This window comes from Glutamicibacter sp. 0426, from assembly GCF_001906485.1.
In the GTDB taxonomy this organism is placed as follows: domain Bacteria; phylum Actinomycetota; class Actinomycetes; order Actinomycetales; family Micrococcaceae; genus Glutamicibacter; species Glutamicibacter nicotianae.
Genome location: NZ_MPBI01000002.1, coordinates 250581 through 265297, shown reverse-complemented (window position 1 = coordinate 265297; position 14717 = coordinate 250581). Strand labels below are relative to the sequence as shown.

Annotated in this window: 11 protein-coding genes; 6 read left to right on the top strand and 5 right to left on the bottom strand. The window is 63.0% G+C overall.

Annotated elements, in window-relative coordinates; all coding sequences use genetic code 11:
* The first annotated feature begins 190 nt into the window (after positions 1-190).
* From BKX98_RS06715 to BKX98_RS06705, 3 genes are read left to right on the top strand one after another with little or no spacing between them, the layout of a single operon-like run.
* Positions 191-1153 carry a MoxR family ATPase gene (locus tag BKX98_RS06715; RefSeq protein ID WP_073706634.1) on the top strand — a complete coding sequence of 321 codons (963 nt, stop codon included), beginning with the start codon at positions 191-193 and terminating at the stop codon, positions 1151-1153.
* Between the two features lie 10 nt (positions 1154-1163).
* Entirely contained in the window at positions 1164-2480 is a 1317-nt protein-coding gene (locus tag BKX98_RS06710; RefSeq protein WP_073706633.1) for a DUF58 domain-containing protein, read from the top strand.
* The gene (locus tag BKX98_RS06705) at positions 2480-4906 is read left to right on the top strand and encodes a transglutaminase domain-containing protein (RefSeq protein WP_073706632.1); all 2427 of its coding nucleotides are present in this window, start codon (positions 2480-2482) and stop codon (positions 4904-4906) included. Before BKX98_RS06710 ends, BKX98_RS06705 begins: the two co-directional genes overlap by 1 nt.
* A 68-nt stretch (positions 4907-4974) precedes the next feature.
* Here BKX98_RS06705 and BKX98_RS06700 read toward each other — a convergent pair whose 3' ends face one another.
* Both BKX98_RS06700 and rsmI read right to left on the bottom strand, forming a co-directional pair.
* The gene (locus tag BKX98_RS06700; RefSeq protein WP_073706631.1) at positions 4975-6462 is read right to left on the bottom strand and encodes an NAD-dependent succinate-semialdehyde dehydrogenase; all 1488 of its coding nucleotides are present in this window, start codon (positions 6460-6462) and stop codon (positions 4975-4977) included.
* 138 nt (positions 6463-6600) lie between these two features.
* Complete coding sequence (gene rsmI / locus BKX98_RS06695) at positions 6601-7461, bottom strand: 16S rRNA (cytidine(1402)-2'-O)-methyltransferase (protein WP_073706630.1); 861 nt, start codon at positions 7459-7461, stop codon at positions 6601-6603.
* Positions 7462-7529: 68 nt separating this feature from the next.
* On the opposite strand from rsmI, the gene BKX98_RS06690 reads away from it, so the two are divergent.
* Both BKX98_RS06690 and BKX98_RS06685 read left to right on the top strand, forming a co-directional pair.
* Positions 7530-9140: a dolichyl-phosphate-mannose--protein mannosyltransferase gene (locus BKX98_RS06690; protein WP_073706629.1), complete on the top strand. Its 1611-nt coding sequence runs from the start codon at positions 7530-7532 to the stop codon at positions 9138-9140.
* A 78-nt stretch (positions 9141-9218) separates the two neighbouring features.
* Positions 9219-11060, top strand: coding sequence for a long-chain fatty acid--CoA ligase (locus tag BKX98_RS06685; protein ID WP_073706628.1), 1842 nt, complete (start codon positions 9219-9221; stop codon positions 11058-11060).
* Between the two features lie 71 nt (positions 11061-11131).
* Here BKX98_RS06685 and BKX98_RS06680 read toward each other — a convergent pair whose 3' ends face one another.
* Positions 11132-12610: a TIGR01906 family membrane protein gene (locus BKX98_RS06680; RefSeq protein WP_083586669.1), complete on the bottom strand. Its 1479-nt coding sequence runs from the start codon at positions 12608-12610 to the stop codon at positions 11132-11134.
* 208 nt (positions 12611-12818) lie between these two features.
* On the bottom strand, positions 12819-13220 hold the full coding sequence (locus tag BKX98_RS06675) for a DUF3499 domain-containing protein (protein ID WP_073706627.1): 402 nt from the start codon (positions 13218-13220) through the stop codon (positions 12819-12821).
* Between the two features lie 91 nt (positions 13221-13311).
* Here BKX98_RS06675 and BKX98_RS06670 point away from each other — a divergent pair, with 91 nt between their 5' ends.
* Entirely contained in the window at positions 13312-13770 is a 459-nt protein-coding gene (locus BKX98_RS06670) for a metallopeptidase family protein (RefSeq protein ID WP_038989879.1), read from the top strand.
* A gap of 12 nt (positions 13771-13782) precedes the next feature.
* Here the strand turns inward: BKX98_RS06670 and BKX98_RS06665 are convergent, their stop codons facing one another.
* Positions 13783-14712: a heme A synthase gene (locus BKX98_RS06665; protein ID WP_073706626.1), complete on the bottom strand. Its 930-nt coding sequence runs from the start codon at positions 14710-14712 to the stop codon at positions 13783-13785.
* Positions 14713-14717 lie beyond the last annotated feature (5 nt).

Below are 14717 nucleotides of genomic sequence, written 5' to 3'. Positions count from 1 at the left end.
GTACTGGGATGGAATCTGTGGTTAATTGTGGCACCACTAGGCGCATTGGCAACAATCAGGCGCTCATTCCGCTGCAGTTAGGCTCTGTTACTGGATAAAAGAACCCCATATGATGTGATGCAAGACCCAATTGAATGCATCCCGGGACGGTGGATCTTGTCCCTGGTTCATTCTCCAGGAGGAACTGCGCATGAGTGCTAACCGAACAGTGCCGTCGCTCGATTCGGCATTCCAGTCCAATTGCCAGCGCATTTTCGACGCTGTCCAATGCGTCATCACCGGAAAGCCCGAGGCTGTGACCAGCGCGTTGACGGTCCTGCTGGCACAGGGCCACCTGTTGCTGGAAGACGTTCCCGGTGTCGGCAAAACCATGCTGGCCAAGTCATTGGCCCGCAGTGTCAACGGTTCGGTGCACCGCATCCAGTTCACCCCGGATCTCTTGCCCAGCGATGTCACCGGCGTCTCGGTGTACTCCCCGCAGACCCACGAATTCACTTTCCATCCCGGGCCGGTCTTCGCCAATATCGTCATCGCCGATGAAATCAACCGCGCGAACGCCAAAACCCAGTCGGCACTGCTCGAATGCATGGAAGAGCAGCAAGTCACCGTCGATTCGATCACCCATCGGCTGGAGCAGCCATTCATGGTCGTGGCCACGCAGAACCCGGTGGAGTCCGAAGGCACTTTCGCTTTGCCCGAGGCGCAGCGCGACCGATTCATGGCACGGCTGTCACTGGGCTACCCGCAACGCGACGCCGAAATCACCATACTGACCGGCCGGCATGAATTCGACCCCCTGGAAGCGCTGCAGGCAGTGGTGCAGCTGGAGGATCTGGGGCACATGATCGAGCAGGTGAAAGCGGTAACGGTCACCGAACGGCTGGGTGCCTACGTGGTGGACCTGGGCCGGGCCACCCGCGAGCATCCGCAGATAGCGCTCGGCGCTTCGCCCCGCGCGCTGATCCAGTGGGTTCGCGCTGCCAAGGCCCACGCAGCGATCCATGGGCGCGACCATGTCTTGCCGGAAGACGTCCGCAGCGTCGCCGAGATGGTGCTGAACCACCGGCTGATCCTGACCCGGCGAGCGGTGGCGGACGGGTTGGGTGCCAGTGCGGTAATCCAGGAGCTGGTTGCCAGCACCCCGGTGAACTAGCGCCGCAACCATGGAGAAGATCCCCCGCTATGATTCGCGCGACGCGCTGTCCTGGACGCGCACCGAAAGCGCGGATACTGCATTGCGCCGCTGGCACCTTGACCTGTTCACGGTGCGCGGCTGGTGCACCGCCGGGGCAGGCGGGCTTCTGCTCTTCCTGGCCTATCTGCTAGGCCGGCACGAAATGATGGCCTTGGGCCTGGGCCTTCTGGCCTTGGCTTCGGCCAGCTGGGGTTTGGCCATGCGCCTGCGCGGACGCACCAATATCCACCGCGAGCTGCTCTCGGAGGTTCCCACAGTCGGCGAGGTCAGCAAGTTCCGCTTGTCCTGTGCTGAGCGGTCCACCATCCAAGAGCGATTGCCCGAAGATTTCGGTCCCGGCCCACGGCTCCAAGCTCCGGGATCCATAGAGTACGAATTGGTGTTCCGCACCCGCGGGATCCATCTCATGGGCCCAGCCCAGCAGATCGTCGTTGACCCGCTGGGGCTGATCCAGGGCATGGTGCGCACCGGTGAGTCATTGCAGGTTCCGGTGCGCGCGCAATTGCATGAGCTGGATCGTTTCGCCTCGCTCGGAGAGCGAACGCTCACCGGCGATGCGAAGTTCTCCCGGAGCACCACCGCCGATTACTACGATGTCGCGACCCGCGACTACCAGCAGGGCGACTCCATCCGCCAGGTGCATTGGAAGGCCAGCGCCCGCCACGCCAAGCTCATGGTCCGCCAGGAGAACCATGTGGCAACCGCCCAAGGACTCCTGGTCTTGGATACCTCCTTCGAGCATTGGAACCACAGCGGATCGGATCTGCGGATCTCCCTGCCGCAGGCTCACGCTGAAGCGCTGACCAGCAGCCGCCGCTTTGAAAACGCGTTGTCCTTGGCCAGCAGCATCGGCCTGAGATACGCCACCAGCGGCTACCAGCTCGCCTTCCGCAACCTCGCCGGGACCTCCTTGGCCCAACGGGACCTGCATAGCATCTCCGAGCTTGGCGCACTGAACAGTTTCGAGGATTTCCATGCCGCGACCACGGAGCTGTCCTTGGACAACGGCAGCGTTGAAGCCAACGGTCCCGAGATCCTGGGCAGCACCCTGCACAAGGAGCTGCTGGGATTCCGCGAAGAACCGGTCATCATGATCCTCGGAGAACTCGATGCCCCGCAGGCAGCCTGGCTGGCGACGCTCTCACGCACCGTACGCCATGTTGAAATTTTCCTGCTGGTCAGCCACCCTGAACGCTATCTGGCGATCCAGCATGAGCTGGCACGCACCAGCTGGAAGGTGCATATCCTTCCCGGCAATATGGCAATAGACGAGATGTGGGGATGATGAGCGCTGGCCTTGCTGTGGCTCCCGGTCAATCCCTGGAGCCCGAAAATCACGTTCCGCGCCCCGGTCCTGCGACCGCGATGCGGCTCTTGCTGCTGCGGGTGGCCGCTGCCTGCTGCCTTGCAGTCGCAGTCTTGGCCGGGACCGCCTCGCTGTCCGGGGTCATCGAAGGTTCCGGCTGGTTCCCGGCCCTAGTCGTACCGGTCTTCGCCGTGCACCTGTGCGCCGGGCTGCTGCGCGCAGTCCGCGGCGTGCGCTGGGCCGCCCTCCCGGCTGCCGCTGGTATCGCCGTGGCATCCATCGCGCTCAGCCCTGCCAGCGAAATCAACATCTATGGGGTGCCGTTCGCCCAATGGGTCTGGTCTGCGCTGGCTGAAGCGGGCATGCAATTCGCTACGCAGGTTCCTCCGGTAGCCAATTCCCGCTATGTGGCGTTCAGCATCTTGTGCTTTACCCTGGCTATCAGCCTGCTCGTCGAGCTGCTGGCCAGCTTCCGTCGCACCGCCATGCTGATCATCATGCCCTTGTCCCTGGCACCTGTCATTGCCTCGCTGTTCAAGCAGGAAGGTGCGGGAATCGGCTATCTCTCGCTGCTGGTGCTGGGAGTTCTCGGCTACATAGCGCTGATTCCCTATCTTTTCGTCCCTGCATCGTCCAAGCACTCTCAGCCGAAGCTTCCCACGCCCAGGTCGCTAGGCATTCTCGGCATCAGCGCGATGACCTGTGTCGGTGTGCTCTTGGCAGCCAGCTTCTGGATGCCGGGTTTCCGCAGCGGCATGTTCCCCGAGGGGCAACGGCCATCCGGCGACCTGCTGGCCAGCAATGTCGATCCGCTGATCAACCTCGGAAGAGACCTCCGCTCTAACAGCGGAGCTCCCATCCTGGACTACTACACCACCGCTGAGGAAGCACCCTACCTGCGCACGCAAGTGATCAAGGATCTTTCCACGGACCGCTGGGAACCAACTGAGGGCCTGATGCAGCACACCCTTGATGGCACGTCAGCGGTGACACGGAATTTCAGCACGTTCAACAGCACCAGCGAAGTACTGCGCATGAGTTGGCCCGAAGGCATCAGCAGCCCCGTGCTTCCCCTGCCCAATCAGTCCTATTTCGTGCAGGGCATCGTCGGAGACTGGAACTGGACCCACGAAACTTCGGTGGCCAGGCTCACTGGCGACGCCATGGCAGCCACCAACGACATTTCAGTGGCCTACTCGGATCTGGACATCAGCACGCAAATGGTCCGCAATATCGGGCATTTCGGAATTGATGCCGGGGACCAGCTGGCCGGTGAATACCTGCGTCTTCCGCAAGATCCGGACAACACCCTGGAACCGCTGTTGCAGCAAACCCTCGACGAGGCCTTCGGCGACGAGGGGAAGCCGGCCAATGACATCGATGCCGCTGTGGCCTTGCAGCATTTCTTCCGTTCCGGGAATTTCGTGTATTCCGAACGCACTCCCCTGCGCGAAGGCTACGACGGGGCCAATCGCCGCGTCGTTGAAGCGTTCCTGACCCGGCGCCAGGGGTACTGCGTGCACTTCGCCTCGGCCATGGCCCTGCTGGCCCGTGAAGCCGGCATCCCATCGCGTATTGCCGTGGGGTACGCACCGGGCGAAGCCAACGGGGAAACCCTCGAAATCACCGGGGACACAGCCCAGAGCACGCCGGAACGCCGTCTGGCAGAAGGTACCGAGCTCACCGGCTACACCGTCAGCGGAAAGCAGTCCCACGCATGGCCAGAACTGTATCTGAACGGGCTGGGCTGGATTCCCTTCGAACCCACACCTGGGCGCGGCTATGCCCCGAGCTACGCGCCGGAACCAACGCGCACCACTGCCCCGCAAGAAAGCACAGCACCTCAAGTCCCCACCGAGCGCAGCAACCCTAGCCTGCCTGCCAGTGGCAGCCCTTCCGTCCAGGCGCAGCCCGCAGAGCCCGTGGAACAAGGCGCGCAGGCTGCGTGGCTGGTGCCGGCCATCGTGCTGCTGGCCGCCGTGGCGCTGGGGATCGCCCCGTGGCGCCGCCATCGCCTCCGCGAAGAACGGCTGGGACGCGTGCGCCAAGGCGGGGATGACGCCGCGCCAGCGCTGCTGGCCGAGCTGCAGGCCATCGGGGCCGATTACCGGGAACCAGCCGGCAACCACGAGTCAGCCGGCGACTACACCACCCGGCTGGGCGAAGACCACCCCCAGATCGCCAAGGAACTGCAGTCCTTGAAAACTGTCATCCAGGAAAGCTTCTACGCCAACCGGCATCTGGGCGCTGATGATGCCGCCACGTTGCTGGATACCTTGCATGCGGTCCAAGCCAATTTGCGTGGCGAGCTGACGGTGTTGCAGCGAATCTCGGCGTTCTTGTTCCCTGCTTCGGTGCACGCGCGTCATGGCCGCACGCGCAGCTCCCGTCGAATCCAGCTGTAGCACCCGGGTCTTAACGGCCAACGCCCAACCGGAACGTTCCGGTTGGGCGTTGGCAGGAGCTGGAGAATCTACTTCTTGGCCGCGTATGGATCGGCAATGCCGATGTACTGCACGGTGGTGTATTCCTCCAGGCCTTCGGCGCCGCCTTCGCGGCCCAGACCCGACTGCTTAACGCCTCCGAATGGAGCAGCGGCGTTGGAGATCACGCCAGCGTTGAATCCAACCAGGCCGAATTCGATCTGCTCGGAAACGCGGAACATGCGGTTCAGGTCCTGCGAGTAGATGTAGGAAGCCAGACCGTATTCGGTGGAGTTGGCCAGCTTGATTGCCTGGGCCTCGTCCTTGAAGGTGGTCACTGGTGCCACTGGGCCGAAGATTTCCTGGGACAGGATCTTGGCGTCGTTAGCGACATTGGCCAGCACGGTTGGCTGGTAGAAGTAGCCCGGACCCTCAACTGGGGCACCGCCGGTGACGGCGGTCGCGCCGGCGGCCACGGCGGCCTCGACCAGCGAGTGGACCTCGTCGCGGGCCTTTTCCTCGACCAGCGGGCCCACGGTGGTGTCGGCTTCGGTGCCGCGTCCTGGCTTCAGCGCCTTCATCGCCGCGGCGAACTTGGCGGTGAATTCCTCGGCAACATCCTCGTGAACCAGGAAGCGGTTGGCCGCGGTGCAGGCTTCGCCCATGTTGCGCATCTTGGCGGCCATGGCGCCCTCGACAGCGGCGTCCAAATCTGCATCTTCGAAGACGATGAATGGAGCGTTGCCGCCCAGTTCCATCGAGGTGCGCAGGACCTTGTCAGCCGCGTCCTTCATCAGCTGTTTGCCCACTGGGGTCGAGCCGGTGAAGGATACCTTGCGCAGGCGGTCATCGGCCATCAGCGGGCCGGAGATCTTCGAGGCCGAAGCGCCGGAAACCACGTTCAGCACGCCTGCTGGAAGTCCTGCTTCCATCATGGTGGCAGCGAACAGCTGGGAGGTCAGCGGGGTCAGCTTGGCTGGCTTGAGCACCATGGTGCAGCCTGCTGCTACTGCCGGTCCGACCTTGCGGGTAGCCATGGCCAGCGGGAAGTTCCATGGGGTGATCAGCAGGCAGGGGCCAACCGGCTTGTGCTGGACCAGCACCTTGTTCTTGCCCTCCGGGGTGGTGATGTAGCGGCCGTAGTGGCGTACGGTTTCCTCGGAGAACCAGCGCAGGAATTCGGCACCGTAGGTCACTTCGCCGTAGGCCTCGGCCAGCGGCTTGCCCATTTCCAGGCTCATCAGCAGCGCGAAGTCGTCCTTGCGCTCGGTGACCAGGTCGAAGGCGCGGCGCAGGATCTCTGCGCGTTCGCGTGGTGCGGTCAGTGCCCATTCGGCCTGGACAGCGTCAGCCGCATCCAGGGCTGCCATGGCATCTTCGCTCGTAGCGCTGGACAGGGTCAGCAGCTTCTCGCCGGTAGCCGGGTCAAGCACGTCGAAGGTGCCGCCGTCGGAGGCATCCCTCCATTCGCCATTGATCAACAGGCCGGTTGGTACCTTGGCGAGCAGCTCTGCTTCGCGCTGGGCAGTAATCGACATACGAGCATCTCCTGATAGAAAATAATGAAAACTGATCGTCTTTGATGTCTACGCTATTCCCGGCAGATGGCAGCTGTAAATCTCCGTCTGCACCATGGAAGCGAGCATTCATTGTGCATTTAGCCTATGCGGTCACGGCTATTTTTCCGCTTCGTGACGTGCTGCCAGGACCGCCTCGTAGAGCTCGCGTTTCTTCACGCCGGATTTTTCTGCCACTTTGGCCACGGCCTGCTTCATCCGCATGCCTTCGTCAACCAGTGCTGCAACCTTGGGCAGCAGGTCCTCGATCGAGGCGGCCTCGGCTTCCGGGGCGCCGTGGATGACCACGACAATTTCCCCGCGCACACCATCTTCCGCCCAGGCGCGCAGTCCCGCCAGCGAATCCCGGCGGACTTCCTCGAACTTCTTGGTCAGCTCGCGGGCTACGGCGGCCTGGCGATCCGGGCCGAACGCTTCGATGGCAGCGTCCAGGAAATCGTTGAGCCGGTGCGGAGCTTCGAAGAACACCATGGTGCGGTCCTCGGCAAGCAGCGAGTCCAAGCGCTTGCGGCGTTCGCCTGCCTTGCGCGGCAGGAAACCTTCGAAGGTGAAGCGGCCGGTGGGCAATCCGGACAGGGCCAGCGCGGTGAGCACCGCCGAAGGCCCAGGTACCGCGGTGACCCGGATGCCAGCGCTCATAGCGGCTGCCACCAATGGGTACCCGGGGTCCGAGACCGCCGGCATGCCGGCGTCGGAAACCACCAGCACGGTAGCGCCCTCGGCGGCCAGTTCAATCACCTCGGAGCGCTTGTGCGCCTCGTTGTGCTCATGCAGGCTCATCACCTTCGCGGTGATCTTGATGCCCAAGGCATTGGCGAGGTGATGGAAGTTTCTGGTGTCCTCCGCGGCGATGATATCGGCGCTGGCCATGATCTCCCGCAGACGCGGGGAAGCATCGGACAAGTTGCCAATCGGGGTGGCACCCAGGACGATTACGCCCTCATTATCTGAGTTCTGCACATTCTTAACCCTACGCGACGCAGGAAAAGCCCACTTTCTGGACTTTCCACCGGTAGCATGAACTGGTGATGGGCACCTCGGCTTTAGACACTCCGCACACCGGCCACGTACGCTCGGCGCGACAGGCCTTCACCTTCGAGAGCCTGAAACAGCGGCTCCTGCCTGTGGTGGCCCCTGGCGGCCCGCTGATGTGGATCGTTCCGCTCGTCGTAACAGCCATTGCCGGCCTGCTGCGCATGGTCAATCTCGCCCACCCGCACCTGCTGATCTTCGACGAAACCTACTACGTCAAGGATGCTTTCGCGATGCTGCAAAGCGGCTATGAGCGCGAATGGGCCGACGACAGCGACGAGCAGTTCATCGCAGGCAATCCGCAATTGGAAAATGAATCTTCCTTCGTCGTCCACCCGCCGCTGGGCAAGTGGATGATCGGCGTGGGAATGCTCCTGTTCGGCGACTTCAACGGCTTCGGCTGGCGTTTTTCCACGGCCCTGATCGGCACCCTTTCGGTTCTGCTCGTCACCCTGTGCGCCCGCCTGCTCTTCGGTTCCCACCTCCTGGCCGGCATCGCCGGGTTGCTCATGGCCATCGACGGGCATTCAATTGTCATGTCGCGCACCGCATTGCTGGACATCTTCTTGATGTTCTTCGTGCTTGCAGCGTTCTATGCCTTGCTCAAGGACCGGATCCATGGCAGAACCGCGCTGGCACGGAAGCTCTCGGTGCCCGAGGGCAATCGCCCCGATGATTTCCTGCTCATGCATGGCCCCATGCTCTGGTGGCGTCCTTGGCGGCTGATCGCCGCAATCATGCTCGGCGGTGCCGTTGGCATCAAGTGGTCGGCGCTGTCCTTCGTGGCAGTCTTCTGCCTGATGGCAGTGCTCTGGGATTTCGGCGCGCGGCGCACCGCAGGAATCCACAAGTGGCAATCGGCGGCATTCATCCGCGACGGCGTGTATTCCTTCTTCACCATGATGCCGCTGGTGCTGCTGACCTATTTGTCCACCTGGACCGGATGGCTGGTAACCCAGGGCGGACGCTACCGCCATTGGGCCGAGGAGAACCCCGGCGAAGGCATCAGCTGGCTGCCAGCTCCACTGCGTTCCTTGTGGCACTATCACCAGGCCGGCTACGAATTCCATACCGGGCTGAATTCCGAGCACGGCTGGCAGTCCTCGCCGTGGACGTGGCCGTTCGCCGGACGTCCCGTGCTGTTCTACTTCGAAGGCTACGACAAGGGCGTCAACGGCTGCGAGCTGGACCGCTGCACCGAGGTCATCACCGACCTGCCCAACCCGCTGATGTGGTGGGCCTGCACCATCAGCATGTTCCTGCTGATTCTCTGGTGGATCGGCGCCCGGGACTGGCGCGCCGGAGCGATCCTCTCCTCGGTGGCGGCCGGGTTCCTGCCGTGGCTGATGTACCCGGAACGCACCATGTTCTTCTTCTATACCCTGCCGCTGGTCCCGTTCATGGTGCTCGCATTGACGTATATGATTGGCAGGTTCATTCCACGCCATCCGAATTCCGGTGCCGTGTACCGGTCACGCGTCATCGCGGTCACCGCATTCATGGCGCTGCTCCTAGTCACATCGGCCTTTTTCTGGCCGATCTGGAGTGGGGAAATGATCGCGGATGACTACTGGCGCTTGCACGTGTGGCTCCCCAGCTGGGGCTAGGCCGCCCGCGGCTTGGCCACCTGTTTCCATGAAATAGGCCACTAAGACGACCATCGATTTCCAAAGGATAGTTCCTCAATGCAAGAAGTGACCGTCGAGCTGCTGACTGATCTGGCACCAGAGGTCAACACGACGAACCTGCTCCTTGATCGCGTAGCACGCGGCGCACAACGCCCGCTGTTCAGCGTGCAGCGAGACGGCACCTGGCATGATCTCAGCGCCGGTGATTTCCTCATCGATGTCAAGCGCCTGGCAATGGTGCTGATCAATGATGGATTGCAGCCCGGCGACAAGGTCGCCATTATTTCCCGCACCCGCTACGAGTGGGCCTTGGCCGAGGAAGCCGTGTGGTTCGCCGGCGGCGTGTCGGTGCCAATCTACGAAACCTCCAGCGCTTTCCAGGTCGAATGGATCCTGCGCGACTCCGGTGCGCGCGTGGTGTTCGCCGAAAACCATGAGCTGCGCGCTACCGTCCGCCAGGCGGCGGCTCAGCTCGGCGAACCGGTGCGCACCCATATCTTCGAGGGCTCCGACGCGGACGATACGACGCTCATCCCCTCCGCCGGTCTGCACCAGCTGATGGTTCCGGCCGATCAGATCGACGAGCAGCTGATCGAGTCACGCCGCGCATCCATGGCCCTCAAGGATGTGGCCACGATGGTCTACACCTCGGGCACTACCGGACGCCCCAAGGGTTGCAATATGACCCATTCGAACTTCGCCATGGTGGCGCACAACCTGGCCGGAAACATGCTCGAAGTGCTCGGTGAAGAACGCCGGACGCTGATGTTCCTTCCGCTGGCCCACGTATTGGCTCGTGCCGTCCAGCAAACCTGCATCCACGGCGGATCGGTGATTGCGCACTCCAGCTCGATGGCCAACCTGGTCGAGGACATGTCCGTGGTCAAGCCCGGCTTCCTGCTGGCCGTGCCGCGCGTCTTCGAGAAGATCCGCACCAGCGCCCTGGCCACAGCTGAACTCGGCGGCAAGGCTGACCTCTTCCTCAAAGCCGAGCAGGCGGCCATCGAGGTCTCCAAGATCCGTGATGCGCGGTCACGTGGCCTCAAGGCGCGCATGCCGTTGGGCTTGCGTGCCCGCCATGCCATCTTCAGCAAGGTGCTCTACCCGAAGCTGCAGGCAGTTTTCGGCGGCCAGTGCGGTTACGCGATCTCCGGAGCCAGTGCGCTGAATCCGGATCTGGCGCACTTCTTCCGCGGCGCCGGCATCCAGCTGCTGGAGGGTTACGGCCTGACCGAAACCACCGCACCGGCCACGGTGAATCAGGCATCGCGAAACCGCGTGGGCACCGTGGGCCGTCCGATTCCCGGCACCTCCATCAAGATCGCGGATGACGGTGAAATCCTGGTCAAGGGGATCGGAGTTTTCGCCAGCTACCACAACAACCCTGTAGCCACGGCCGAGGTTTTCGACGAAGACGGCTATTTCAAGACCGGCGATACCGGTGTCCTGGATGATGGCGGATTCCTGCAGGTGACCGGTCGCAAGAAGGAACTGATCGTCACCGCCGGGGGCAAGAATGTCTCGCCAGGCCCGCTGGAAGAGATGGTCCGCGCCGGACGCATCGTGGCCCAGTGCGTGCTGGCCGGCGAACAGCGCCCATTCATCACGGCCATGATGACGCTCGATCCCGAAGAGTTGGCAGTGTGGGCCAAGGCCAAGGGCCTTGGGGCAATGACCTTGGCTGAGGCGGCAGTTGATCCTGCGGTGATCGCCGAGGTCCAAGGCTACGTGGATACCGCCAACTTGACCGTTTCCAAGGCCGAGTCCATTCGCAAGTTCGTGGTGCTGGAAGAGGAATTCACCGAAGCTTCGGGGCACCTGACGAACTCGCTGAAGCTCAAGCGCCAGAGCGTTCTCGAGGAATTCGAAGATCGGGTGGAAGCCCTCTACCGCAAATAATTCGCGCTGGAAATAGCCAAGGGGAGCAGTTCATGGTGAACTGCTCCCCTGCTGTTTATGGCCTGTGCCGGCTAGTTGCCAATGCCGAAGGCGCGGGCCTCCTGGCGCAGCCGGGCTGCCTCGCGACGGCGCCCGGTAGGCCAGCAGCTGATGATCACGGCGATGATGGTGGCCAGCACCAGCACGGCAATGGCGATCGCGCTATCGAGCCAGAACTGCTCCGGGTACAGGCGGATCAGCGTATCGCTGACGTTGAAGGTCCAGGTGCCGTCTGAGAAGAACAACGCGTGGAACTGGGTGAAGAAGTTATCCCATCCCATGATCGCAAAGACTGCCAAGGCTGCAATGCCGACCAAGGCCAAGATGGCTCCGGAGAACAACGCACGGCGTACGCCGCCTGCATAGCGCTTGGCCAGGTACCAGATCCCGATAATCAAGATGACCGCGAGCACCGCTCCGAGGATGTAGGCGAACCCGATGAGGTTCTTCACGTCCACCATGTGCTGGACCTCCCCCTCGGTGAACATGCTTGAACCGGTGGAAAGCTTCAGCCCGGACAGGTATTCCGGTCCGGCGAAGTTGTTCAGGTAGTCCACCCCGTAGCTGCCGTAGGTCAGGCGCTCGGCATCGGTGAAGCCGAAGGAATCGCTAGGGAATCCAGGGCGGCCGTAGGACAGGGCAAGGAACGCCGGTGTAGCGACCAAGCGGATCGCGGCAATCAGGGTCAGCAACGGGAAGACCAGCGCCACAATCACCTGCGCCGTGCGCCCGAGGGCAGGCTTCGAGTTCAGCGCCCGTTCACGTGCAACCCTGCGCTTCATCGCCGCTTCGGAGGGTTCTGGCTCTGGGGCGTAGCTGCCGAAGACGCGATTGCGCGCTTGGGCGACGGCTGCCTTGGTTGTCGGCAGGGATCCGGTCTTCGGAGCGGCGGACACCGGCGGCACGCTTTGCGCAGTGGAGCTCTTCTCGTCGGCTTGCGGCTCTGCGGTCTTTCCGGCTGTTGCCTTGGCTTCGCTCTGCGCACGCTTCTCGGCTTCGATTTCGTGCGGCAGCTTGATGGCGCGGATGACATCTTCCACCGGCTCTTTGGCTGCCGGCTTGGCGGCGGTCGGCTTGGCCGCAGCCGGCTTGGCGGCGGCCGGCTTGGCGGCGGCTGGCTTCGCCGCGGCCGGCTTGGCCGCAGCTGGCTTGGCTACGGCTGGCTTGGCTGCAGGTGCCTTGGCTGCGGCTGGCTTGGCTGACGGGGCCTTGGCTGCGGCTGGCTTTACCTGGGCAGGCCGCGCCTTGTCCGCTGGTGCTGAAGCAGGGTTCTTGGCATCGGCTTCGGTCTTGCCTGACATCGCGCGGCGGATAGCCTCCTTGCGAGCCTTTTCCTGTTGGGCAACGGCGTCGGCTTGGGCCTGGTTCTTGTGCTGTTCCAGGCGCGCAGTGAGCTCTTCAGCTTTTTGGCTCAGGCTGGCCTGTGGGCTTGGCACGTTGCCAGTGGCAGCCGGTGCCGGCTGGCCCGTAGATCCTTGCCCTCCAGTGGGGTTCTTCGCCGCCTCAGCCATGAGGAGTCCTCCTGCAATTCGCGCGATGGTGTGCTGTTTTAGGGTCGCATCATGGGCCGAACACGGCCCATGCGCCTTTAGCATATCCAGCACGCCCAGCCATCCGGCGGATTACCACACCAAAAACGGGTTTCAGCTAGGACACAAAGCGGTGGGGCAAATGCCGCCAACGAACGGAGGCAGCTTCAAGAATTCGTGGGAAAGAGGTCTAGGATTCTTCGTCGGCGGCCGGAAGAACAGCCAAGCGGACCCGGGAGTCGAAGCGCTGGGCACTGGTTTCGCGGGTACGGACCGAATCAATGGGCGAATTCGATGCGTGGCGTGGTTGGCGAACCTTCGGTTCCCGATCACGGACGGCATTCACCAAGGCGTTCAGTTCGTCCTCCGGTTCCAGCACGTCCGGGATGGCTCCACGGATCAGGTTCCAGCCGCTGGGAACAGTCAGGCGGTTGGCATGCTGGGCACACAGGTCATAGCAATGCGGTTCGGGGTACGTCGCCAAAGGTCCAAGAACAGCAGTTGAATCTGCGTATACGTAGGTAAGAGTAGCGCGGGCCGCTTCACGGCAGGCAGGGCGAGAACAAAGACGAAGACCTTCCACGCTTCCCATTCTACTTCGCCGGCCAGCACATCTTTGGGATCTTCGCCCAATTGCGGGCTTATGGGCATCGGCACAGCGCCCGACGCGCTAGGCTGAATCAATGAGCTCCAAGTTGCCTGATCGTCCCAGCGGTCCGCGGCGCGGCCGCCACGGACGCGGACGGCGTGGCCCGCTGATGCCCATGCATCTTCCCGCCTACCGTTCGCGCCCGGAAAGATTCGATGATGCGGTGATGGCCAGCGCGCAACGGCTGTCGCAACGCTGGCCCGGAGAAATCGAAAAGATAGATTTCCTGATCGATCCGGTGCCCAGCGGAAAGTTGCTGGAACAGGCTGCCGCGCTGGGCGAGCGGGTGCCGCTGGCATCCTCCAAGCCGGCTGCGCCCGGCCGGCCAGCGCGCATCGTCATTTACCGGTTGCCCATCGAGCAGATTGCGGAGAACGCCGGCGAACTCCTGGATCTGGTCCACCAGTGCGTGGTGCATGAGGTCGCCCAGCTCTGGATGAAGCCGATCTCGGAAGTCGATCCCATGTATTTCCCTGAGGATCCTGACTTCTAAGCGGACATTTCCCTAGCTGTTTTGGGGCTGGATGCCACGTGCCGTTGCATGGGAGGCCAAGCCAACGCGCACGGCGCCGATCCAGACCAGCGCAGAACCTACCAAGTGGGCCACCACCAGCAGCTCTGGCAAGCTGGTCACGGCCTGGACCACCCCGATCAGCCCCTGCCCGGCCAATACCCAGATGAACAGCTTGGCCTTGTGCGCCACAACCGGAACTTGCTGCTGTCTTGCCTGATGCCACAGCACCAGGGCAACAACCAGCGCGCCAACAGCTGCGGCGGCATGCACGATGGTGATCTGCAGCCAGTCGAAGCCCATCCGCGGGACCTCGGCCGAGTCCCCTGCATGCGGGCCTGATCCGGTCACCCCGGTGCCGATGATGACCAGCAGTGCGCTGATCGCCACGAGCCAGGTTCCCATCGACTTGAGCGAATCGGTGCTGGCCGCCTCGCTGGCAAAGCCCAGATTCTGGACCTTGTCCCAAGTTGCCGCCGCGGCGGTGAGCAGCAAGGTTGCGGCCAGGAAATGCGCGGCCACGACATAGGGGTTCAGTTTCACCCAAACGGTGATTCCGCCGATGACCGCATTGAGCACGACAAGCCAGAATTGGAACCATGCCCATCGGGTGATGCCCGGAACCGGCTCGCGTTGCAGGCGGGCGGCAATGATGACCCAGCCGACGGCCGCGCACAGCACAAAGGTGAGCAGCCGATTCACGAACTCGATGGTCGCGTGAATTCCCATTTCAGCGGTTGGGGCGATGGAACCGCCGGTGCAGGTTGGCCAGTCCGGGCAACCCAGCCCGGAACCGGTGACGCGCACGACACCGCCGCCGACGATAATCAGGATTGCCGCGATCATCGCCGAGAGCGAGGCCGCCTTGAGCGAGCGCCGCTCCAGCCTGATCCGCTGCGCCAGCCACGCGAAGGGAGTCGTCAAAGTTC

What these genes read in the sequence shown, in the direction of transcription:
- BKX98_RS06690 (WP_073706629.1), top strand. Translation starts at nt 7,530, where the DNA reads ATGGGCACCTCGGCTTTAGACACTCCGCACACCGGCCACGTACGCTCG.
- BKX98_RS06705 (WP_073706632.1), top strand. Translation starts at nt 2,480, where the DNA reads ATGAGCGCTGGCCTTGCTGTGGCTCCCGGTCAATCCCTGGAGCCCGAA.
- BKX98_RS06710 (WP_073706633.1), top strand. Translation starts at nt 1,164, where the DNA reads ATGGAGAAGATCCCCCGCTATGATTCGCGCGACGCGCTGTCCTGGACG.
- BKX98_RS06680 (WP_083586669.1), bottom strand. Translation starts at nt 12,610, where the DNA reads ATGGCTGAGGCGGCGAAGAACCCCACTGGAGGGCAAGGATCTACGGGC.
- BKX98_RS06715 (WP_073706634.1), top strand. Translation starts at nt 191, where the DNA reads ATGAGTGCTAACCGAACAGTGCCGTCGCTCGATTCGGCATTCCAGTCC.
- BKX98_RS06700 (WP_073706631.1), bottom strand. Translation starts at nt 6,462, where the DNA reads ATGTCGATTACTGCCCAGCGCGAAGCAGAGCTGCTCGCCAAGGTACCA.
- BKX98_RS06675 (WP_073706627.1), bottom strand. Translation starts at nt 13,220, where the DNA reads ATGGGAAGCGTGGAAGGTCTTCGTCTTTGTTCTCGCCCTGCCTGCCGT.
- BKX98_RS06685 (WP_073706628.1), top strand. Translation starts at nt 9,219, where the DNA reads ATGCAAGAAGTGACCGTCGAGCTGCTGACTGATCTGGCACCAGAGGTC.
- BKX98_RS06670 (WP_038989879.1), top strand. Translation starts at nt 13,312, where the DNA reads ATGAGCTCCAAGTTGCCTGATCGTCCCAGCGGTCCGCGGCGCGGCCGC.